The sequence below is a fragment of the Nonomuraea sp. NPDC049480 genome (assembly GCF_044465905.1).
Taxonomy (GTDB): Bacteria; Actinomycetota; Actinomycetes; order Streptosporangiales; family Streptosporangiaceae; genus Nonomuraea.
The window spans coordinates 740,311-759,552 of the sequence record NZ_JBITMD010000003.1 but is presented as its reverse complement, the minus strand read 5'-3'; the positions used below and the strand labels follow the sequence as shown (position 1 = coordinate 759,552).

The 19,242-nt window shown below is 68.3% G+C and carries 23 protein-coding genes; 4 read left to right on the top strand and 19 right to left on the bottom strand.

What is annotated here, in order from left to right:
• Positions 1–409: 409 nt before the first annotated feature.
• The 10 genes from ACIBX3_RS13225 to ACIBX3_RS13180 form a co-directional block, all read right to left on the bottom strand.
• Positions 410–1,153, bottom strand: coding sequence for a cytochrome c oxidase assembly protein (locus ACIBX3_RS13225; protein WP_397116358.1), 744 nt, complete (start codon positions 1,151–1,153; stop codon positions 410–412).
• Between the two features lie 120 nt (positions 1,154–1,273).
• Positions 1,274–2,215 carry a M56 family metallopeptidase gene (locus ACIBX3_RS13220; protein ID WP_397116356.1) on the bottom strand — a complete coding sequence of 314 codons (942 nt, stop codon included), beginning with the start codon at positions 2,213–2,215 and terminating at the stop codon, positions 1,274–1,276.
• A complete protein-coding gene (locus ACIBX3_RS13215; RefSeq protein WP_397116354.1) occupies positions 2,212–2,571 on the bottom strand; it encodes a BlaI/MecI/CopY family transcriptional regulator in 360 nt (119 codons plus the stop codon). The genes ACIBX3_RS13220 and ACIBX3_RS13215 overlap by 4 nt, the downstream gene beginning before the upstream one ends.
• A 369-nt stretch (positions 2,572–2,940) precedes the next feature.
• Entirely contained in the window at positions 2,941–3,606 is a 666-nt protein-coding gene (locus tag ACIBX3_RS13210) for a vitamin K epoxide reductase family protein (RefSeq protein WP_397116352.1), read from the bottom strand.
• On the bottom strand, positions 3,587–4,330 hold the full coding sequence (locus tag ACIBX3_RS13205; RefSeq protein ID WP_397116350.1) for a DsbA family protein: 744 nt from the start codon (positions 4,328–4,330) through the stop codon (positions 3,587–3,589). The genes ACIBX3_RS13210 and ACIBX3_RS13205 overlap by 20 nt, the downstream gene beginning before the upstream one ends.
• A gap of 108 nt (positions 4,331–4,438) precedes the next feature.
• Positions 4,439–5,260 (bottom strand): alpha/beta fold hydrolase, encoded by an 822-nt coding sequence (locus ACIBX3_RS13200; RefSeq protein WP_397116348.1) that lies wholly within the window; start codon positions 5,258–5,260, stop codon positions 4,439–4,441.
• Between the two features lie 552 nt (positions 5,261–5,812).
• Positions 5,813–7,189: a hypothetical protein gene (locus tag ACIBX3_RS13195; protein ID WP_397116346.1), complete on the bottom strand. Its 1,377-nt coding sequence runs from the start codon at positions 7,187–7,189 to the stop codon at positions 5,813–5,815.
• A gap of 298 nt (positions 7,190–7,487) precedes the next feature.
• A complete protein-coding gene (locus tag ACIBX3_RS13190) occupies positions 7,488–7,835 on the bottom strand; it encodes a DUF3703 domain-containing protein (protein WP_397116344.1) in 348 nt (115 codons plus the stop codon).
• Positions 7,832–8,572: a cation transporter gene (locus ACIBX3_RS13185; protein ID WP_397116342.1), complete on the bottom strand. Its 741-nt coding sequence runs from the start codon at positions 8,570–8,572 to the stop codon at positions 7,832–7,834. The genes ACIBX3_RS13190 and ACIBX3_RS13185 overlap by 4 nt, the downstream gene beginning before the upstream one ends.
• On the bottom strand, positions 8,569–9,039 hold the full coding sequence (locus ACIBX3_RS13180) for an ArsR/SmtB family transcription factor (protein WP_397116340.1): 471 nt from the start codon (positions 9,037–9,039) through the stop codon (positions 8,569–8,571). Before ACIBX3_RS13180 ends, ACIBX3_RS13185 begins: the two co-directional genes overlap by 4 nt.
• 60 nt (positions 9,040–9,099) lie before the next feature.
• Here ACIBX3_RS13180 and ACIBX3_RS13175 point away from each other — a divergent pair, with 60 nt between their 5' ends.
• From ACIBX3_RS13175 to ACIBX3_RS13165, 3 genes are all read left to right on the top strand, one after another.
• A complete protein-coding gene (locus ACIBX3_RS13175) occupies positions 9,100–9,762 on the top strand; it encodes a class I SAM-dependent methyltransferase (protein WP_397116338.1) in 663 nt (220 codons plus the stop codon).
• A 50-nt stretch (positions 9,763–9,812) separates the two neighbouring features.
• The gene (locus ACIBX3_RS13170) at positions 9,813–10,367 is read left to right on the top strand and encodes a hypothetical protein (RefSeq protein WP_397116336.1); all 555 of its coding nucleotides are present in this window, start codon (positions 9,813–9,815) and stop codon (positions 10,365–10,367) included.
• A gap of 119 nt (positions 10,368–10,486) precedes the next feature.
• Positions 10,487–11,101, top strand: coding sequence for a copper resistance protein CopC (locus tag ACIBX3_RS13165; protein WP_397116335.1), 615 nt, complete (start codon positions 10,487–10,489; stop codon positions 11,099–11,101).
• Positions 11,102–11,190: 89 nt separating this feature from the next.
• Here the strand turns inward: ACIBX3_RS13165 and ACIBX3_RS13160 are convergent, their stop codons facing one another.
• The 6 genes from ACIBX3_RS13160 to ACIBX3_RS13135 form a co-directional block, all read right to left on the bottom strand.
• Positions 11,191–11,814 carry a methyltransferase family protein gene (locus ACIBX3_RS13160; protein WP_397116333.1) on the bottom strand — a complete coding sequence of 208 codons (624 nt, stop codon included), beginning with the start codon at positions 11,812–11,814 and terminating at the stop codon, positions 11,191–11,193.
• 107 nt (positions 11,815–11,921) lie between these two features.
• The gene (locus ACIBX3_RS13155) at positions 11,922–12,113 is read right to left on the bottom strand and encodes a hypothetical protein (protein WP_397116331.1); all 192 of its coding nucleotides are present in this window, start codon (positions 12,111–12,113) and stop codon (positions 11,922–11,924) included.
• A 201-nt stretch (positions 12,114–12,314) separates the two neighbouring features.
• A complete protein-coding gene (locus ACIBX3_RS13150) occupies positions 12,315–13,061 on the bottom strand; it encodes a hypothetical protein (protein WP_397116329.1) in 747 nt (248 codons plus the stop codon).
• Positions 13,054–14,523: an MFS transporter gene (locus tag ACIBX3_RS13145; RefSeq protein ID WP_397116328.1), complete on the bottom strand. Its 1,470-nt coding sequence runs from the start codon at positions 14,521–14,523 to the stop codon at positions 13,054–13,056. Before ACIBX3_RS13145 ends, ACIBX3_RS13150 begins: the two co-directional genes overlap by 8 nt.
• Complete coding sequence (locus ACIBX3_RS13140) at positions 14,481–15,425, bottom strand: PDR/VanB family oxidoreductase (protein ID WP_397116326.1); 945 nt, start codon at positions 15,423–15,425, stop codon at positions 14,481–14,483. Before ACIBX3_RS13140 ends, ACIBX3_RS13145 begins: the two co-directional genes overlap by 43 nt.
• The gene (locus tag ACIBX3_RS13135; protein WP_397116324.1) at positions 15,422–15,994 is read right to left on the bottom strand and encodes an MOSC domain-containing protein; all 573 of its coding nucleotides are present in this window, start codon (positions 15,992–15,994) and stop codon (positions 15,422–15,424) included. Before ACIBX3_RS13135 ends, ACIBX3_RS13140 begins: the two co-directional genes overlap by 4 nt.
• Positions 15,995–16,124: 130 nt before the next feature.
• Between ACIBX3_RS13135 and ACIBX3_RS13130 the strand changes: the two genes are divergently transcribed.
• Positions 16,125–16,703 carry a helix-turn-helix domain-containing protein gene (locus ACIBX3_RS13130; protein ID WP_397116323.1) on the top strand — a complete coding sequence of 193 codons (579 nt, stop codon included), beginning with the start codon at positions 16,125–16,127 and terminating at the stop codon, positions 16,701–16,703.
• A 508-nt stretch (positions 16,704–17,211) separates the two neighbouring features.
• On the opposite strand, the gene ACIBX3_RS13125 is transcribed toward ACIBX3_RS13130, so the two are convergent.
• The 3 genes from ACIBX3_RS13125 to ACIBX3_RS13115 are packed head-to-tail and all read right to left on the bottom strand — an operon-like array spanning position 17,212 to position 19,234.
• Entirely contained in the window at positions 17,212–18,006 is a 795-nt protein-coding gene (locus ACIBX3_RS13125; RefSeq protein ID WP_397116321.1) for an ABC transporter permease, read from the bottom strand.
• Positions 18,003–18,884 carry an ABC transporter ATP-binding protein gene (locus tag ACIBX3_RS13120; RefSeq protein ID WP_397116319.1) on the bottom strand — a complete coding sequence of 294 codons (882 nt, stop codon included), beginning with the start codon at positions 18,882–18,884 and terminating at the stop codon, positions 18,003–18,005. Before ACIBX3_RS13120 ends, ACIBX3_RS13125 begins: the two co-directional genes overlap by 4 nt.
• Positions 18,881–19,234, bottom strand: a complete 354-nt coding sequence (locus ACIBX3_RS13115) for a hypothetical protein (RefSeq protein WP_397116317.1) — start codon at positions 19,232–19,234, stop codon at positions 18,881–18,883. Before ACIBX3_RS13115 ends, ACIBX3_RS13120 begins: the two co-directional genes overlap by 4 nt.
• Positions 19,235–19,242: the final 8 nt, after the last annotated feature.

Here is a 19,242-nt window from a genome sequence, read left to right as displayed (position 1 = left end):
TTCGTGCCCTTGACCTGCTTGACGAGCAGCTTGGCGAACGCGTCGTCCAGCCCGCCGGCGTTGGCCGGCGCCGCCGTGGCGAGCGGTAAGGCGAGGGCGGTGATCAGGACAGTGATGACTCTTCGTATCAAGGTTCCCCCTGTGGAACAGGAACAGGAAAGCCGGCGATTCTCCCGAGCCTCGCCGAAGGCGAACGGTATCCCGGTCCTGCGCCGCTGGAAAGAAGATTTATGCGGCAAAATCAGGACATGCCGCCGGAGCGGCCGCGCAGCCGCCCACGGTTCCTCTCATGCATCGCCTTCAAGCGTGCGCCTGGGATCGTGGCCGTTTCCTCGATCAGGTTGGCGGGCAGGCATCTTGAGCTTTGGCGCCTACCGCTGCATGGTCGCTTGACCATCACCAGCACTTCTTACTGGCGGGAGCGCTTGTTCAGATTCGCTAGATAGTCGTTGTAGGCCTTCAACTCCGCCTCGCCGTCGCGGTCCGCATGCCGATCCACACGACGTGCCTCGCGATGATCGCCGAGACCCCATTGCGCCGCGATGGTGATGACCACGATCATCCTCGGAATCTCGCCGAAGGCCCAGGCCATGCCTCCAGCGACACTCTGGTCTTCCAGCACTGAGGCTCCCCAGGTACGGCCGAGGCTGTCGTACCAGGTGGACGCGACCGACTTGCCCATCATCATCATGGAGATGCCGAAGAACGCGTGGAACGGCATCGTCATCATCAACGTGCCGAGCTTGGCGGCAGCGTGGATGGGCGCGTGCGGGTCCTTACCGCCTTGCAGCGGCACGGTCATGGAAAGCGGAGGGCTTTGATAGCGCAGCTGCGCGATCTCCGCGACTCGCGACCGGACAGCGTCGTAGGCGTCATCCGCCGCGTTCAGTCGCGCCTTCGCCGCGGCTTCCGCACGCCGGGCCTCGGCAAGCGCCACCCGGTTGGCGTTGTAGGCGGCAGCGATGGCGTCGTACTCCTTCTGCAGCTTGGTCAGCTGACTACGGGAGTCCTCGGCTGTCGGCCTGGGTTCGGCGTTCGCCGGCATGGCGGTCGCCGCGGAAAGAACGACCAGGATCAGAGACGCGACGGCAACCCACGGTGGCCGCGGGAAAGGCGATCTGGACGGCCATGTCGCCACGAGGTCACGCGGCATACGGTCTCCGCATCGAGACTAGGCACCTCACTCGAACTTCGAACTTCTATGTCTTGTAGAAGGTAGCTCAAGTTCTGAGGATTCACATTGCCGTTCCGAGACAGGGCCTCCCGGGGGCCGTCAGAAGTTCCAGACGGTGATGCAGAGCAGCGGGGCCAGCAGCACCGCGAAAGGACCACTGAGCAGCAAAGTGGCGGCCGAATACGCCGCGGCCGGAATCCACCGTGGGCGCTCGTGATGGCGGAGAAGGCGCGTCACCCGCTCGGCCACGGCGACATCGGCCAGAGCGAACGATCCCGCCCCCTCGTCGAGTTGCGGGGTGGCCATCCGCACGAGGGTCCGGGCGAGCAGGAACTCGCCGTGAGCACGACGAGCGTGGTCATCTGCGATCATCTCCAGCAGCACCGGAACGGCCTCGCGCGCCACCCGGGCGGCCGGAAGCCAAGGAAACGCCTGCGCCAGCGCGATGAAGGGCAGCAGAACCAGATCATGACGACCGCGAGCATGGGCGCGCTCGTGCTGGAGCACCGCATCGAGTTCCTGCCGGCTGAGCAGATCGAGAGTGCCTTGGCTGAGCACGACACGCCCCCGCCTGCCGGGCAGGCAGTACGCGACCCGTTCCTGGCTCGGCAGCACGTACGCGTCGTGAACCGGCGAATGATCGGCCACCACGTCCACCAGCAGACGTTGACGTCGCTGCTGGACGACCGTCTTCACGGTGACCTTGGTGGTGTGGACGAGCAACCACACGATCAATCCCACGGACCAGGCAAGCGCGGCGATATGCAGTGGCCCGAGCCCATCCAGCCCACGGCCGTCGGCGATCTGGCTGACGAGGGTGTGGGCGCCGTGAGGGAAGACCGCCGCCAGCGGCGCCACAGCCGCCACGAGCCCGATCCCCACGGCCCCCAGGCCGCCGGCCAGACAGCTGGCTTGCCAGAGCGCCAGAGCCGCCATTGGATAGCGGTAGGTCCACGGCGCCGTGGCGAGCCGCCGGGCCACCTGACCACCGAACGCGATCGGCGCCAGCGCGACTCCGGCCGCCACCAGCCAGACGATCACGATGCGGTCCCGTCCCGCCCGTCCAGCGCCTCACGAAGGGCGGCCGCCATCTCGGGCGTCACCGTGCCGACGAAGTGCTGTGCGGTCGCTGCGAGGTCGCCGGCGTCCTCCAGCGCGGCACGCATGACCTCGGCGACGAAGGCGTCTCTGCCCGCTGTCGCCTTGTAAAGATGCGCGCGCCCGATCCTCTCGCGGGAGACCAGGCCCTTCTGCACCAGCCGTACCAGAACGGTCAGTACCGTCGTAACGGCCGGCTGAGACGGAAGGCCTTGTGCGATGTCCTGGGCGAACAGGCCCTCCGGTTTCCGCCAGAGGGTTTCCATGATTGATCGCTCCAGGTTGCCGAGCCGCACCATCGCACCCTCCGACTGCCATCTACGCTCAGTAGAAGGTTACCGGCCGACGTCACCGCCTGGCCGGCCGAAGCGAGAAGGCCTCCACGCGAAGATCCAGGGGCGGAGCTCCGCGATACCCGGCGTGCGGGACGCCGCTCCACCTCATGAGCGGAGCCGAACCGAAGACACTCGGCCCCGCTCACGAGTTGGCTAATGCGGTTACTTCTTCACCTTGCCCCGGAGGTCGGCGCCTGTGCCGACTGCGGCGCTGGGCGCAGCCGCGGCGGCCCTGGCGTCGGGTCCGGCAGGTCGGAGGAGAAGGCGTAGACGACGGCGGCCTGCACGTCGCTTGTTCTTTGAGCCCGCCTGTGCGGCGGGCAGCGAAGCGGGCTAGAACAAGGTGCTCCAGTAGGACCAGAAGCGAACCCCGATCATGGTGATGAGGCCGAGGAACCAGACGGTGAGCGGCACGGTGTGATAAGTCGCGAGTGTCCCAGCGAGGCGGCGCATGCCCGCGGATGCGGGGAGGTGCCGGTGAATCAAGTTGTGCAGGGTGACGTACCAGAAGATCGGTACGGCCACAGCCCACACGATCATGCAGTACGGGCACAGCGCGCCGATGACGTACAGGCTCTGGAAGATCAGCCAGTGCACGAACACCACGCCGGCGGTGACGCCGGCCTGCAGGCCGAGCCAGAACCAGCGCGGCACCTTCGCTCCGGCCAAGAGGACGGCACCGATCGTGGTGACGATGGCGAAGGAGGCGATGCCCAGCAGCGGGTTGGGGAAGCCGAAGAGCTCGGCCTGCGGCGTACGCATGATCGACCCGCAGGACAGCACTGGGTTGATGCTGCAGCTCGGCACGTAGGACGGGTTCTCCAGCAGGGCGATCTTCTCGATCGTCAGGACGAACGCGGCCAGCAGCCCGATCCCGCCGCCGACCAGCAGCAGCCGCGGCAGCAGGCGCGGGAAGGGGACATCCTCGGATGCGGCGGTGGCGGCCGTCGCAGAAATGGCGCTCGGAGGGAGCGCGGCGTTACTGGGCGAGCGCTGCATCGATGGCCGCCTTGAACTCGTCGGCAGTACTGGGCTCGATCTTCTTGCCGTTGAGGAAGAACGTCGGGGTGCCCTGCACACCCAGCGCTTGGCCGTCGGCGGCGTCCTTGTTCACCCGCGCCAGCGTGGCCGGGTCCTCGTACGCCTTGTCCCAGGCGGCCATGTCCAGGCCCAATCCCTCAGCCATCTTGCGGAAGAACGCATCGGCCGGCACCTGCTTCTCGGCCCACTGCTTCTGTGTCTGGTACATCTGCTGATACATCGCCTCGAACTTGCCCTGCTGGGCGGCCGCCTCCACGGCCCGGGCAGCGCGCTCGGCGTTGAAGTGACTGCTGATCGGGAAGTAGCGGGCGACGAACGTGACCTTCCCGGCGTACGCCTTGCGGAGCTCTTCCACGGTGGGGAAGTACGCCCCGCACGCCTCGCATTCGAAGTCGAGGAACTCCACCAGCGTCACCTTGCCGTCCGCGGCGGTCTGCAGCCGGTGGCTGTCCTCACGAACCACTTGCGGCGCGCCAGCTGCCGCAGCGTTTCCGCTTGTCTTCTCCGTGCCTGAGCCCATGCTGCTGATCGCCAGCCACACGGCCGCCACCACGGCGAACACCCCGATCGCGGCGACCGACATGGTGACGTTCTTTTTGCGCGCGGAGCGTTGCTTGTCTTCTGCGCGCATGGCCTCGATCTTGGCGCGCCGGGCCTCAGCCCGGTCCTGTTGCTGCGGCACCTGCGACTCCTCACCACCGACCGATCATTTCTACGGAGTGTAGAAGATAGGTGAGGTGGTCGGGCACCCGGCGCGGCCCACTTCCACTGCCGTCCCAGCTGAGACGCCTCAATGCCGGGCGAAGAAGTCCAACACCGGCGGCGTGATCTGGTCTCCAGCCTCGATGGCACCGCCGTGCGCGTGGCCTGCGATCTCCAGGAAAGTGCCGCCCGGCATCGCGGCGGCCGCGACACGCCCGGCCCTCGGGGGGAAGAGCAGGTCGTGTTCCAGCGCCAGCACCAGTACAGGCGCGGTGATCGTGGGCCAGCGGGCGGCGTGGTCGACGTCGAGCATCCATTCGATGCAGGCCAGGTACTGGCCACGGTCGCCGGCGGTGTCCCACGGCTTGGCCGACAGCAGTTCCACCCACTGCTCGACCAGCGCATCGTCATCACGGAGCTGCCCGGCCGGCAGGGTGTTCATCAGGTTCTCCGCGATGAAGAACTCCTCCGGCACGGGACCGGCCGCGAACATGGCCCGCATGGCCGAGAACCACGCCCGCTGGTAGGCCGTGGTGGGACCGGCGCTGGCCAGCAGGACGGCCGAGCGCACCAGTTCGGGGCGTTGGGCGGCCAGGTACTCGACCACGAAACCACCCTGCGACAGACCCATCATGCGGGCCTGCGACCAGCCCAGATACCCCATCAGGCCGACGGCGTCGGCGGCGAGCTCCGCGATGGTGCAGGCGCCCTCGGTCGTTGATGACTCCCCGATGCCGCGAGGATCGACGGCTGCCACCCGGTACCCGGCATCGGCCAGTGCCGGAAGCTGCATCATCGTCCACACACCGCGCGGCATGCTCGTGCCGCCCAGTAACAGAACCGGCTCGCCATCCGCCGGGCCGTGCAACTCGTACCCGACCTTCACCCCGTCAATCTCGGCGACCGCCATGGCTGCTCCTCACTCGCGACAACGACATCCGATTGATCAACGACAGCCGCCCCGGGAGCGTTTCCGATATATGCCGTCCCTTGGGATGACGAGCCAAGTCGGATCCCGCCCAATCGGCTTCAGGGCGAAAGGTTGTGCGGCATGACAGAGCTCGCCGATCCAGCCGCCGCTGTCGAAGCCTTCCGGCCGCCCGCGGATCTGGAGGTACGCACCCCAGCCGGGCGCGGCCCCGGCCGCATCTGGCAGGCGGGTCAGGCGGTCATGGCGGGGACGCCGGTGGTCTCGGCCAAGCAGACTCGGGTCGGGTACGCCCGCTGCAGCATGGCCCAGCGCGAGGTGGGCTGTGACCTGAGGCTGCTGACCGGCCCGTTTCAGGGCGTGTACCACCCAGCGGGCACGGCGCGACGCCGTTCCCTTCTTCGCCGGCATGGCCGAGCCCAACGGGAGTACGTGGGCGAGAAGTACGTTGTTCCCCGGAAAATCGTTGTGTTGAGGCAGACACGTTGTGATCGCCCTGTAGAGATGTTGCCCGTGGTGTCTGGCTTGCCCTCGCTACGGGGTTGTAGCGGTGGCGTGGGTCATAGGGATGACGGTTCGGTATTTGCCACCGGCGGTCTGTTGCGGCGCTTCGGCGGCGCGCTCGAGGGTCACGTGGTCCAGGCCGTGCCGGGTCAATAGCTGGCTCATGCGGGCCTCGGCCTGGCGCCAGAGGGCGTCGGGATCGGTGCCGGGCGCGCCATGCATGCGGATGCGCAGCGCGGCGGGCGCGGTTTGGACGATCTGGAACAGCTCCAGGCCAGGCACGGCTTCCAGCAGGGTGGCCAGCGGCAGCGGGGCTAGGGTGACCGGCGCGCCGCTGGGGCGGGGGAAGGTGAGCAGGTCGGCGGCGCGGCCCTGGACGCGGACGGCCGGGCCGGGGTTGCCGCACGGGCAACCGTCGGGGCGGGTCTGGACGGCGTCGCCGAGGTCGTAGCGCAGGATCGGCTGTACGTGGTTGGCCAGGTTGGTCAGCAGCACCGTGTGGGAGGGGTGGCCGGGCGGCACCGGCCGATACTGTTCGTCGACGGGTTCGAGGATGGCCCAGTCGGCGTTGAGGTGCATCCAGCCGTGTTCGCAGCCGTAGGACAGGAACGGGCACTCGTTGCAGGCGTAGCTGGTGCGCACCTTCGCTGCCAGAGCGGCCGCGATGCGCGCGTACTCCGGCAGCGGCAGGCCTTCGGCGCTGAGCACCACCAGGGCGGGGTCGATGCGCAGCCGTCCCGCCTCCGCCTCGCCGGCCAACAGCGCGCCGATGCTTGCGTACGGAGCCAGCACCGCCGGACGGAAGGCGTTGAGCTCCTCGACCAGCTCATCCAGCGGCTGCTGCACGCTGAAGGAGGCGATGCGGGACCGGCCGCGCAGCCGGGCGGCGGCCACAGTGGAGGCGAAGTGCCCGCCGACCGGCGCCACCAACGCCATCCGCCCACCACCGCGCACGATCCGCGCCACATCCCGAGAGTTGAGCCAGGTGAGCAGCATCCGCGCCATCATCGCGCCGGTCACCGCGGCCGCGCGGTCGTCTTGCAGGAAGATGCCGTGCGTGCCGGTAGTGCCGGAGGTGGTGGACAGCGTGTAGCGGCCGGCGAACGGCTCCCCGATGCGCGCCGGGTCGTCGGCGAATGCCCTGGCCTCGGCAAGCGTTACCGCGGGGTCGGTGACCCAGTCGTCGAAGGCGGCCATCAGCTCGCTCTTGCGGGTAACCGGCAGGCCGGCCAGGTCGGCCGCCTCGGCTGGGAGGTCCCGGTACAGGTGCCGGTAGTAGGGCGAGCGAGTGCGCGCCCAGGCCACGAGCTCGGCCAGACGAGCCCGCTGCCGGTAGGCCATCGCCTGCTCTCCGCCCGCCTTCGCGGAGCGGGCGTCGGCCAGCAGCCGCAACGTCGAGACCTTCATGTGCTGTGGTGTCCTTCCTCGCTGGCGGCGCTGGCAGCGCCACATGTGGGGGTGATGGCGCTGGGCGTGGCGGCGGTGAGCACGGTGCAGTAGGCAACGCCAAGCAGGTAATCGCCGCCGATCCGGGGACCCATCGCTCTGCGGCGTGCAAGCCGTGCCGAGGCAGCGTCCAGGTATTCTCCGGCGGTGAACCGATCGTGATCCGGACGATCGAACAGGGGGTGACCTCGGCCAGCGCGGCCCGCCAGTCGGGGGATGTGGTCGAGGTGACCTCAGCCTCCTGGGCTGGCGCGCCGGGTCAGGCGGCCTGCAGCAACTCGGCCAAGTCGGCAGGCATGGGCATGGGCTGGGTGAGGGCCACGGTGGCGCGGCCGGTGTTGCCCTCGGGATAGCGGCCCAGCGCCGAGCCAGGCGCTGCGACGATGATGCGGATCACCTGGCCGAACGCTTCGCGGCGGTCGCGCTGGGCCACGGCGAGCGTGAACATCGCGATGTGGTTGGCGGTGTGCGGCCAGGGCCAGGGCTGGGAGAGGATGTGGGCGCGCTCCAAGTGCCGCCAGCGTTCCCCGGCCGTGGTGGCGGTGCGGGCGGCGTGCATTTCGGCCTGGTAGGCGGCGCGCACGCGGGCGGGCATCCGGCCGATCATCGCGTCTCCTTGGTCGTGTCGATGCTGATGCTGGTGGTGGCGGGGGCATCGGTCTGGCAGCAGCCGTCGGCACAGCCCTCCTGAGTCGCCGGGGCGTCGCCAGAGGCAGCGAGGGGGTGCGGGCAGCAGGCGTCGCCGCGCCAGGCTTCCCGGCCTTCCTTGACGGCGACCGCTGCGATGACCAGGGCGGCGATCGGGTCGGCCCAGGACCAGCCGAACAAGCTGTTGAGCGCCAGGCCCACGAGCAGCACGCCGGACAGGTAGGTGCACAACAGGGTCTGCTTGGAGTCGGCCACCGCGGAGGCGGAGCCGAGTTCGCGACCGGCACGGCGCTGGGCGTATGACAGGAACGGCATGATCACCAGCGACAGGGCGGCCAGGATCAGGCCGGGGGTGGAGTGTTCAGCCTCGCCCACACCGAGCAGGGCGCGGACGGCGTCGAAGGTGACGTAAGCGGCCAGCGCGAAGAACGAGATCGCGATGACGCGCAGCGCGGTCTGTTCGCGCCGTTCGTGGTCGGCGGCGGAGAACTGCCAGGCCACCGCGGCGGCGGAGGCCACCTCCACGATGGAGTCCAGGCCGAAGCCGATCAGTGCGGACGAGGAGGCAATGCTGCCGGCGGTGATGGCCACCGCCGCCTCGATCACGTTGTAGGTGATGGTCGCTGCGACCAGCAGCCGGATGCGGCGCTGTAGTAACGTCCGCCGCGCCGCAGTGGGCAGGTTCAGTACGGTCACGACACCGCCTCTCCTTCGGTCTCCTCGGTGATCTGCTCGCCGAGGCGCTCGAGGTCGTTGTCGAGCTCGGCCTCCAGCTCGGTCTGCGCCACGGCCGCGCCGGTTGGTTGAGAGCCGTGTACCGGGCACAGCACCACGGCGTGGCCGGTGGCGGCCAGCAGGTGTTCGGCGGAGGCGAGCAGGTCCATCAGCTCGGGCCGGGTCAGGCTGTAGAACGACTGGCGTCCTTCGGCGCGGTAGTCGATCAGACCGCAGTCGCGCAGGCAGGCCAGGTGCTTGGACACCGTGGACTGGGCCAGCCCGAGCTGGGCGGTCAGGTCGACCACCCGGGCCTCGCCTCTGGCCAGGCGCTGCACGATGCGCAGCCGGGTCTCATCGGCCAGCGAGTGAAACAGCGCCGCCGCCGGGGAGATGCCGGCGGCGATGTCCGCGCTGACACACCGGCCACCATCAGATTCAATCGCCATATGACGATGATAACCCGGTTTGGTTATGTATTGGCAAGGGGGTGCGCTACGCTCGCGTTCATGATCCGGACGCTGCCGCGCGTGATCGCCGAGCCGGCGGGCAAACCCGTGCCCGAGGGCAACACCGACCTGCAACGGCTGGCCCGCCAGATCGCCACCGACCCGACCGCGTGGACGCCTGAGCTGACCGCCTTGATCACCGATCTTTTCGATCGGATGGCGCCCGTCTGGGACACCGAGCACGCCACTGGCCGCCTGGACTTCCTGGCCGACGCCCTGGCCCGTGGCGGCCCGCTGCCGTCCGGGATCTGCCTGGAACTCGGCTCAGGCACCGGCCAACACACCCCGCTCCTGGCCAACGCCTTCGACCACGTCATCGCCGTCGACCTTGCCCGTCAGATGCTCACCCGCGCCCCCGCCCGGCTTGGCCCACGCCTGCAGGCAGACGCCGCCCACCTCCCGCTGGCCGACTGTTCGCTCACCGCCGTCGTCTGCATAGACGCACTGCTATTCCCCGGCGAGATCAGCCGCGTGCTGGCCGCCGATGGCGTGCTGATCTGGGCCAACCAGCTCAGCGCCGACGGTCCGCTGTTCCTGGATGCGGCCACCGTCATCACCGCGCTGGACGGCGCCTGGAACGCCGTGCAGGCCGAAGCCGGCTGGGGCAGCTGGGTCGTGCTGCGCCGCGCCGTCGGACCGAGTGGAAGGCCTTCACCGGTGTAACCCCACGGAATTGCGGGTTGCGGCGGCAACGGCCTGCGAGGATGGAGGTTGTGTCCCCCGCTGACCGTGTTCTGCGCCTGGCCCGAGCCATCGTCTTCACGACGGTGTGCATCGTGGTCACCGCGGCCGGCCATGCCTTCGCCGGTGGGGATTCCTCCACTCCGTGGGTCTTGTTGGTGGGCGCGGCGGCGACACTTGGGCCGGCCTACGTTCTCAGTGGCCGTGAACACGGTCTCGGGTTCGTGCTCGGCGTGACCGTCGCGGCACAGGCCTTCCTTCACGAACTCTTCACGCGGAACGCGCCGATACCGGTCGATGATGTCGTTCACAGTCATTTCGGCTTCGGCATGGGGGTGGCCCACCTGGTGGTCGCTGTAGTGACCGGGTGGTATCTCCACCGGGGCGACAGCGCGCTCTGGCTCATGCTGCGCCTGTGGGCCAAGCCCTCAATAGCCGTCCTGTGGTGGCTGGCGACACCCGTCGTCCCTCCCCGTGCTCGCGTGCTTCGCATCCCCACCCCACCGGCGCCGCGAGTACCGACATCATGGGAACTTCCCGCAGCCGTCAGCCGACGAGGCCCGCCGTCGCTCTCCGTCGCCGCCTGAGGGCTAGCCCCCGAGGCGGCGATTCCGGCCAGTAGGGACGCGCTCGAAGCAGAGGGCGTCCTCCCGGTTCCGGCTCGTTCGCTCGAAGTGGTGGCGGGTAGGCATGTCAGGAGTTCCCGATGGCTTTTCTTTCCCGATTCATCCGTTCGGCTCTTGTGGCGAGCACAACCTGCGCCGCGCTGATCACGTTCACCGCCCCCGCTGCGTTGGCTCATGACGCTCTCAAGAGCAGTTCCCCAGCCAAGAACACCAAAGTCTCAGCCGTTGAGACGATCGAGCTGGAGTTCACCGCCAGGATCCAGCTGCCGACCATCATCCTGCGCGATGGCGAGGGCAAGTCCGTAGCCCTCGACAAGGCACGCGCCGAGGACCGTACGGTCACCTCGACGGTGAATGGTCCTCTGCCGCCAGGCAAATACGTGATCGGCTATCGGGTGGTCTCGTCCGACGGGCATCCGCTCGTCGGGGAGATACCGTTCACGGTGACCGCATCCAAGAGTTCCACGCCGACTCCCGAGCCCAGCGTCTCGGCTACCTCGGCGTCCCCGTCCGCTGCTCCGGTGACCTCTGAAGCGGCATCCCCGGCCTCTTCGACGCCGGTCGCGGCGACGGAAGACAGTGCGCCGTCGGGCACTCCGGCATGGATCTGGTTGCTGGTCGCGGCTCTAGTGGTGATCGGCGCGGTCATCGCATTTCAGGGTGCGCGCCGCAAGCGCACGGGCGACACCGAGTGATGCCTCGGCCCGCCGTACCAGTTCGGGTACGGCGGGCCGCCCGTGGGCCGGGGTGGCGGGGACGCCTCAACCCATGATGCATATCCACGTCACCGCGGCGTGCCTGCCGGTTCGACGGCCTTGGCTCCGACGCCCGGCAGGAACCGGCCGGTCCGCGCGGTGTAGGCGGTAAATGCCTGCCCATGAACGCGCGCCAGGTACGGCTCTTCGACCACGCGTACCTGGATCTCGACCGTCACGATGAGAAGCACCACAGTAAGCACCGACAGCCAGGTGAAGACCATTAACGGCAGGCCGAGCAGTGCGACGATCATGGCGGTGAAGATCGGGTTGCGGATCCATGCGAAGACGCCGGTGGTCACCAGCTCGGTCGTGTCGGAATGATCCACGCCGATCCGCCACGATGCTCCCATGCCGTTCTGCGCCACGAATGTCGCGCCCAGACCTATCACGGCGAGTGCGATGCCCAGTCCTGCCACCGCGGGAGGCAGCTGGACGGGGACAATGATCTCTGACACGGCCGCCAGCGGCGTGAGCAAGGTCAAAATCATCACGAGCCCGAACAGAACGCCGCTCCACCATCCGATACTGCCCCGTGGTTCATTCACGCCGACGAACCCGGCACTCCCCGTCCGCCGCCACTGCATCCAGCTCCGCAGGCCGAATGTCACCGCCAATCCGATCGCATAGATGGCAAGAGCCGCTATGGGCATGGCTTCGCTCCCTGGAGGATGACATGGGTGATCTTCGTTCCTGCTCTTTCATCGCCGATGCGCCCGGGTGAACAGGGCCGTGTGACTCGGCGCAATGCGCTTGGGCCTCACCGATGGTGATCAGCTCCGGCGGTGCGCGGTCGACTTGGAGAGTGGGTGTGGCTGATGCCGTAGGTCTCGTGCAGCATGCGTTCGGTGGCCTGCCGGACGGCGCGGCAATCAGCGCCCGGTGTGACCAGGATGTGCGCCGACAGGGCGGCGTATCCCGAGGTGACCTCCCACACGTGCAGGTCGTGCACCTCGGCTACGTCCTCCAGCGCGGCGGTCTTCTAGGCCGCCGTCTTCCCGCCCCGCGTCAGGCCAGCCTCACCGAGAAACTTCTACGACATGTAGAAAATAGGCCGAGGAGGCCGCCGGGGCGATGAAGATCGCGCTGAGCGGCTCGGAGACCGAGCGCTTCACCGACCTGTCAACGAGAGTCACCCGCCGACCTCCGGCTCTCACCGAGGTAAGGGATCGATCTGCGTCGGCGCGAGCGTGCCTCGGCGGAGCGTGCGGGTCCGGCCGATCGTTCCCCGGAAGAAGTGGATGAGGGCGTGGTAGTCGATGACCGGCACGGTGATCCGGTCGCGCAGCCGGTCGGCGATGCATGCCATCTCGCCGCATTCGAGCACGACCGCGCCGATTCGGTGTGCCGCCGCGAACTCGGTGATGACGCCCTCGATCTGCTCGAGGACGGCTGTGGCGTCGAACGCCTCCGCCCGGTCGATCACGGCGCTGCGGAACGGCCCGGGTCCCTGCAACCCGGCGACGAGCAGGCGGTCACGGTCCGTGGAGGCGACGCCAGGCAGATCGGCGGTCGACGCGAGGTGTGAGTCCGCGTAGATCACGAGGATGACCCGGTCCGGCGCGAGGGTCGCCAGAAGGGTCGGCACCGCCAGCAACGGTGAAGACACCACCACCGCTTCACTGGCGGCGGCGAACTCGCCCTGGTAACGCGACAGGTAGCCGATGGTCAGTGCCACGACCGAAGGCGACTCGCTGCCACCGGCTGGTGGGAGCCGGGCGAGCGTGCGGTGCAACAGGGGATGCCGTGGATCGGCGAGGTCTGAGAACAGGTTCGCACTCTCGATGCCGGTGAGGCCGGCATCGTGGATCGAGGGGTCGGCGGCGGAGCCGGCCACGAAAGGCGCGTCCTGCGGCGTGATGACGAGCACCTCGGCGGATTTGGTCTGGTCGTCAGGCATGCTGCCTCTCCCGGCGGCCGAGCAGGAGTGTCGCGATGACGCCAAGCGCCACGGTCACCAGGAGGTAGGCACTCAAGGCGAACGGAGAGCCGAAGCTGCCCGCGATCGCAGCGGCGATGAAAGGCGCGGGCCCACCCCCGATGATCCCCGCGAGGTTGAAGGCCAGGGAACTGCCCGAGTAGCGCACCGGAGCAGGAAACAGCCCGGTGAGCAAAGGTGCCTCACTGGCGAACATGGCCGCGTACGGCACAAGCGAAACCAGGATCACCGGAATCGCCACGGCAGGGTTGCCGCTCTTGATGGCCGCGAAGTAGACGACGCAGATGACGGCGGTGCCGGCGGCGCCGGCCAGGTAGACCCGGCGGGGACCGAAGCGGTCACCGAGCAAGCCCATCAGCGGCATGATCAAGGCCGAAAGCAGCGCCGCCGCCGCGACGAGTCCGAGCAGCAGGCCGCGGCCGAACCCACCTACCGAGGTGCCGTAGGCGAAGACGAAGGTGATGAACACGAACACCGCCGCCATCTCGCCGACCTTCAGGAACAGACCGAGCAAGATCTCTCGCGGATGCGACCTCACGACGCTGAGCACAGGGGCGCGGTGGACCGCCCCCGCGTCCTTGGCCGCCGCGAAGTCCGCCGTCTCCGGGATACCCTTGCGCATCCAGAACCCGACGATGACCAGCACGAAGCTCGCCAAGAAGGGCAGTCGCCAGGCCCAGCTGAGGAAGGCCTCTCCCGCGAGGTTGCTGACCGCGAGCACCACCACGTTGGCCAGGGCCACCCCGAGCATGGCTGAGGCCTGCGGAAACGCAGCGCGGAATCCACGTCCCTTCGCGTCACCGGATTCAGTGGCCATGAGGACGGCGCCACCCCACTCGCCACCCATCCCGATACCTTGAAGGGTCCTCATGAGCACGAGGAGGACAGGCGCCCACAGTCCGATCGAGTGGTAACCCGGGATGAGCCCTACTCCTACCGTGCCGATCCCCATGAGCATCAACGTGCTGATGAGGGCCGACTTCCTCCCGATCCGATCGCCCAGGTGCCCGAAGATGACCGCGCCGATCGGCCGCGCGGCGAACCCGACGAAGAAGGTCGAAAAAGTGAGCAGCGTCCCGGCAAAACCGTCACTCGCAGGGAAGAACTGTGTGGGAAACACCAGCGCGGCGACCGTGCCGTACAGCATGAAGTCGTACCACTCGATGGTACTGCCCACCGTGCTGGCGGCTACCACGCGTCTGATGCGCCGGATGCTGTCCTGTGTCCTGCCTGGGGACGGGAGCGTGTCGGTCATGTGCCGGTCCAATCGCGATCGGGGGGGAAGACTGGGCAAGACCTTTGCCAATTGGCAAAGTACGGTCCTTGCGTTGCCGTCGGATTGCCGCGTATTGCGGCGAGGTAAAACGCCGCCGCCGATGGTCAGGCCAGCACGGAAACGGCGCCTTTCCCGCGCGAGACGCAAGCGGCCATGGACCTGGCACGCTCGTCGTCGGTCAGACAGAGGTCGCGGTGCTGGATGTCGCCGTCGACCACGTCGAGCACACAGGTACCGCAGGCACCGCCCTCGCACGAGTAGTCGACCGGCACCCCCTCCCGCACCATCGCCTGGACCAGAGACTCGTCCGCACCGACGTGAATTGCTCGCCGGGACAGCACGAGCCATGTGTCGAACGCGTCACCGAGCTTGTCGCCGGATGCACTCGCCCGGGCGGTGAAGCTTTCGCACCGCACTCGCCCCGGCTCGAGATGGGTGGTCGCCTGGGCCATCTCGGCCATAAGACCCTCGGGACCGCAGTAATACAGCGTCGTGTCACCGGTGAGCTCAGCCGCCAGCTTATGCGGATCGAGCCGGTCTCCGGCGGACGACTCGTGCACGACCACATCGGCGCCCGTCCCTTCCAGCACGTCGAGGTAGGCAGCGTGCTCGCGACGCCGTACGCAGTACCTGATCTCGCTGGACGCGCCAGGCGGCAGCCCGCCCAGCAGGCCGAGGATCGCCGTGACACCGATCCCCCCGGCGACGAACACGTGGTGCGACGCCGTCGGATCGATGCGCATACCCGCTTGCGGGTACGAGACGAACAGCGTGTCGCCGATCGCGAGGTCGTCATGGAACAGGACTGAGCCGCCGCGGCCATCCTCGTCCCGGCGGACGGCGATCCGGTAGGCCGATGAGTCGCCTACCGGCCCGATGAGCGAGTAATCGCGTCGGGTCCCGTTCCGGTGCTGGATCTGGACATGATCGCCGGCCACGAACGACGGGAACGCCTCGCGGTGAACGGGGACAAGGGTGAGCTCGCGTACCCCGGGCACTGGCCACGCGTCCGCCTGCAGCCGCGCCGCCATCAAGAGACGTACGCTCATGTGGCACCCCCGCCGCTCTCGGCCGGCTCGGCCACGGGTATCTGGATCCCGGCGTCCTCTCCCGGCCGCAGCGGACGTATCGGATCTCCTGGACGTATCGTGCCGCCGCGCAAGATGCGGCAGTTGAGCCCGGACCGGCCGAGAAGCGGCTCGAACACGGGCTTGTCGATCAAGCGTTCAAGATAACGGCACGGCACATTCAGCCTGCCTCCGTAGACGACGCTCTCCCCGATCGCGAAGCACCGCTCGACCAGAGAGTTGAGCGGAACACCCCTGGTCACGATGTTGCGTCGCAACTCCACCCCGTCCACCGGTTCTCCGAGGGCGTGGGCGAGGCCGTCGATCACCTCCTGGGAGATCAGGGTGAGCTGCCGGTCCGGGTGCCAAAGGTGTGAGTAGTGGCCGGTGCCGAGCGCATACCTGTCGCCTTCTATGCCCACCCCGGCCAGCAGGCGCGCCGCCGGCAACGCGTGCATCTCCACTCCGGCGCTCTCGGCTGCGTAAATCCCCCGGACCTCTCCAAGCCATGGCTCGTCGGCCACCTCGTCACGCCTTTCTGTGTCCGTCACGATCGCTCCTCACGTCCTCTCGGCGCCGGTACCACTCCTGTACCGGCTGGAGCGGACTAAAATGAGCCGAAACGATGCCTACTTTGCCAATAGGCAAAGTATCATCTGAACCAAGGGCCGAAGGAGATCGATGTCCCAGGCGCACGCCGAGGACCTGGAGGGCCTCGCGGCCCGGATGATCGCGGAACACCGTCGCAGCCGCGGCCTCAGCCTGACCAGCGTCGCGGAGGCGAGCGGGGTGTCCGCCGCCCACCTGTCGCGTATCGAGCGCGGGGAACGCGCCCCGTCGCTCGGGGTGCTCCTGCAACTGGCGAAGGCCTACGACCTCACGCTGGGCGAGCTCGTCGGGGAGCAGCAGTCCGCCTTCCCCGCTGTGCGACACAGCTCACCTCGCACACATCCACTCACTGCGGGCGTCGGCTACCGGCCGCTGCTCACCCACGCCGGCCCGAGCAGCGTGCAAATCGTCCTGGTGGACATCGCAGCCGGGACGACGACACCTCCGTCATCCCACTCCGGCACCGAGTGGATCTTCATGATGGAAGGCGCTGTCGAACTCGGCATCGGCCCGCGACGTTGGACACTCGAGGCCGGCGACGCCATCGACTTCGACTCCGGCGAGGAGCACATGCTGAGCAGCGTCTCTGGTGCCGCACGACTGATGTTGGTGATGGTCGCACCGGTCACCGGCGCGTCACCAGGCCATTGATCCGCGCTTCCGAGACAGGCCGTGATCCCGCGCAGCCGAGCGATACCAAACGCGGCATTCATTCGTCAGTTCTTCCCGCCGGTGTTCGCGGTGGCAGCTCTGTCACCGCGGACACCGGTGATGATCGCGGCTGTTGGCGTCAGCAGGCCGGCGAACCGGCTACCGGACAGCAATGCGCTTCAGTGGCGGTCGACGTTGGCCGGCGTGGCCGGTACGGCCTTCGTTCGGTCGCCGAGGGCGGCTTCGAACAGCAACCCCTTCCGGAGTCGAGGCGGGCGGCTTCGACGGCCTGGTAGGCGGTGGGCAGCGCGGCCGCGCCCGCAGCGGCGGCCATGGCGGCGAGGAAGGCGTGGCGAGCATGACCAGGGTCGTGTGCCGACAGCAGCCCGGATAACGGCGGACCTCGTGCTGGTCCGCCGTCGCTGGAGCCGGCTGGGCGATCGGCCTCGAGGCCGTCCTGGGGAGGGTCCGGTCGCGGGAGTGGGCGCGGACGAGGACATCGCGGCGCTCACATGATGTCTCGCCGCAGCGGGGCTGCCACGGCGACGGCAACCGCGATCAGGGCGTAGCAGACCAGTACGGCGGCACCTGCCGGCGCGGACAGCAGATGGGCCGCGGAGGTACCGGTCTGGCTGGCGATGGCGTCCGCCAGATAGGTGAAGCCGGTCAGTGCGGCAGTGGCGCCGCCCGGGAGATAGGGATAGAGCACTTTGATTCCCGGGATGAGCATCAGCGCGGCTTCGATCATGTAGAAGTAGGCGCCGACGGCGACGAGCGCGGTCACCTGGTTGCGAAGAAGGGCGCCCACGGCGACGCCCAGCAGGGTGTAGACAGCCATGGTCAGCGCGATGCGGGCCAGCAAGGCCGTGACCGTGAGGGCCGGGAGACCAAGCGTGATGCCCTTAAGCATGACCACGCCGAACAGGGCGGCGCCGGCCACGGTCGCGGCGATCGCGCCGTAGGCGAGCCCTGTCCCGGTGTAGACCGCCAGCTTGGCTGCCAGCCAGGTCCAGCGCCTGGGTGCGAACAGCGTCGTGGTGGTGATGGTCCGGTGCCGGTACTCCGCGGAAACGGCGATGGTGCCGAGCAGAGCGGGGGCGAAGACGGTGAAGCCAAGCAGGCCCAGCAGCACGTGGGTGCCTTGGGCGGTGTCCAACCCGGGCAGCGGAGGGGTGAAGTTCTCCGGCCCGACAAGTGCGAGCAGGCCGACGAGTGCTCCGCTGCCCAGCGCCGCCAGCAGACCCCACAGCCAGAGCCTGGTCCTGGTCAGGCGCGTCCATTCCGCAGCCAGGAGCGCGGTCATCGGGAACCTCCAGTGAGGTGCAGGAATGCTTGTTCGAGGGTGGGGTGTTCGGGGGTGATCTCGTGCAACGTGACGCTGTGGGAGGCGGCTGCCGTGGCAACCTCTGCGGTGCTCAGCCCGTGGATGCGCAGGTAGTCCGGTTGCGGATGTTCTACCCGGATCCCGCTCGCCATCAGCCTGGCTGCGAACAGGTCCGCTTGCGGGGAGCGGATCAGCACGGCGGCTGTGCCGTACAAACCGGCGATGGGTCCAGTGGTGACCAGTCGCCCGTCGCGGATCACTACCACGTGGTCGGCCATGTGCTCGATCTCGCCGAGCACATGGCTGGAGATGAGGATGGTGCGGCCGTCGGCGGCCAACTCGCGGACGAACTGCCGTAGCCAGGCAATGCCTTCGGGGTCCAGGCCGTTGCTCGGTTCGTCCAGCAGCAGCACTTGGGGGTCGCCCAGCAGTGCGGTGGCCAGGCTGAGGCGTTGCCGCATGCCGGTGGACAGGGTGCGCGTGGGGCGGTCGGCGAAGACCGGCACCCCGGTCAGGTCGGCCACCTGCTTGAGCCGGGCCGTGCCGTACCGTCCCATGCGGGCATAGACCCGCAGATGGTCGCGGGCGGTGTGGGCGGGGTGGAAGCCCGCGCTGTCCAGCACGGCTCCAACGGTGGCCGACGGGTGGGGCAGGTCGGCGTAGCGGTGGCCGCCGAACGTGGCGGTGCCGGAGGTCGGCGTGACCAGGCCCAGCATCATCCGCATGGTGGTGGTCTTGCCGGCGCCGTTCGGCCCCAGGAATCCCGTCACGATGCCCGCTCCGGCCTCGAAACTGAGGTCGGTGACGGCACTTATCGGCCCGAACGCCTTGGTCAGGCCATGCACCTCGATGTTCATGGCATCACCCCGATCAGCCGACGCTGAAGCTGTTCGGCGTCCGGAACGCTGAGGATCAGTTCGTCGCCCGACGCCCGGCTCTTCAGGATGATCCGCAGGCCGCTGACCTCCCGCCGGGCGGCGACCAGACGCTTGACGCCGCTCAGAGACGTCCAGGTGCCGACCTTGATGACGCCGGAGACGAGCAGGCCGTAGTGCGTGCCCGTGGCAGCTCCAAGCGGCCGGTCAAGCAGGTGCACCTCGGCGATCTCCGTCAGCGGCACGCTCACAGCGCCGGTCCTGGTGAACAACCGTGTCCACGGGGCGAAGCGGACAGCCAGGGCTTCCCGGTGAATCTCTACCTGCAACATGATCTGCC

Bases quoted from the DNA above. Each gene is read 5' to 3' on its own strand.
- ACIBX3_RS13225 (WP_397116358.1), bottom strand. From the start codon at position 1,153: ATGCCGCGTGACCTCGTGGCGACATGGCCGTCCAGATCGCCTTTCCCG.
- ACIBX3_RS13215 (WP_397116354.1), bottom strand. From the start codon at position 2,571: ATGGTGCGGCTCGGCAACCTGGAGCGATCAATCATGGAAACCCTCTGG.
- ACIBX3_RS13210 (WP_397116352.1), bottom strand. From the start codon at position 3,606: ATGCAGCGCTCGCCCAGTAACGCCGCGCTCCCTCCGAGCGCCATTTCT.
- ACIBX3_RS13200 (WP_397116348.1), bottom strand. From the start codon at position 5,260: ATGGCGGTCGCCGAGATTGACGGGGTGAAGGTCGGGTACGAGTTGCAC.
- ACIBX3_RS13195 (WP_397116346.1), bottom strand. From the start codon at position 7,189: ATGAAGGTCTCGACGTTGCGGCTGCTGGCCGACGCCCGCTCCGCGAAG.
- ACIBX3_RS13190 (WP_397116344.1), bottom strand. From the start codon at position 7,835: ATGATCGGCCGGATGCCCGCCCGCGTGCGCGCCGCCTACCAGGCCGAA.
- ACIBX3_RS13180 (WP_397116340.1), bottom strand. From the start codon at position 9,039: ATGGCGATTGAATCTGATGGTGGCCGGTGTGTCAGCGCGGACATCGCC.
- ACIBX3_RS13175 (WP_397116338.1), top strand. From the start codon at position 9,100: ATGATCCGGACGCTGCCGCGCGTGATCGCCGAGCCGGCGGGCAAACCC.
- ACIBX3_RS13165 (WP_397116335.1), top strand. From the start codon at position 10,487: ATGGCTTTTCTTTCCCGATTCATCCGTTCGGCTCTTGTGGCGAGCACA.
- ACIBX3_RS13160 (WP_397116333.1), bottom strand. From the start codon at position 11,814: ATGCCCATAGCGGCTCTTGCCATCTATGCGATCGGATTGGCGGTGACA.
- ACIBX3_RS13150 (WP_397116329.1), bottom strand. From the start codon at position 13,061: ATGCCTGACGACCAGACCAAATCCGCCGAGGTGCTCGTCATCACGCCG.
- ACIBX3_RS13140 (WP_397116326.1), bottom strand. From the start codon at position 15,425: ATGAGCGTACGTCTCTTGATGGCGGCGCGGCTGCAGGCGGACGCGTGG.
- ACIBX3_RS13130 (WP_397116323.1), top strand. From the start codon at position 16,125: ATGTCCCAGGCGCACGCCGAGGACCTGGAGGGCCTCGCGGCCCGGATG.
- ACIBX3_RS13125 (WP_397116321.1), bottom strand. From the start codon at position 18,006: ATGACCGCGCTCCTGGCTGCGGAATGGACGCGCCTGACCAGGACCAGG.
- ACIBX3_RS13120 (WP_397116319.1), bottom strand. From the start codon at position 18,884: ATGAACATCGAGGTGCATGGCCTGACCAAGGCGTTCGGGCCGATAAGT.
- ACIBX3_RS13115 (WP_397116317.1), bottom strand. From the start codon at position 19,234: ATGTTGCAGGTAGAGATTCACCGGGAAGCCCTGGCTGTCCGCTTCGCC.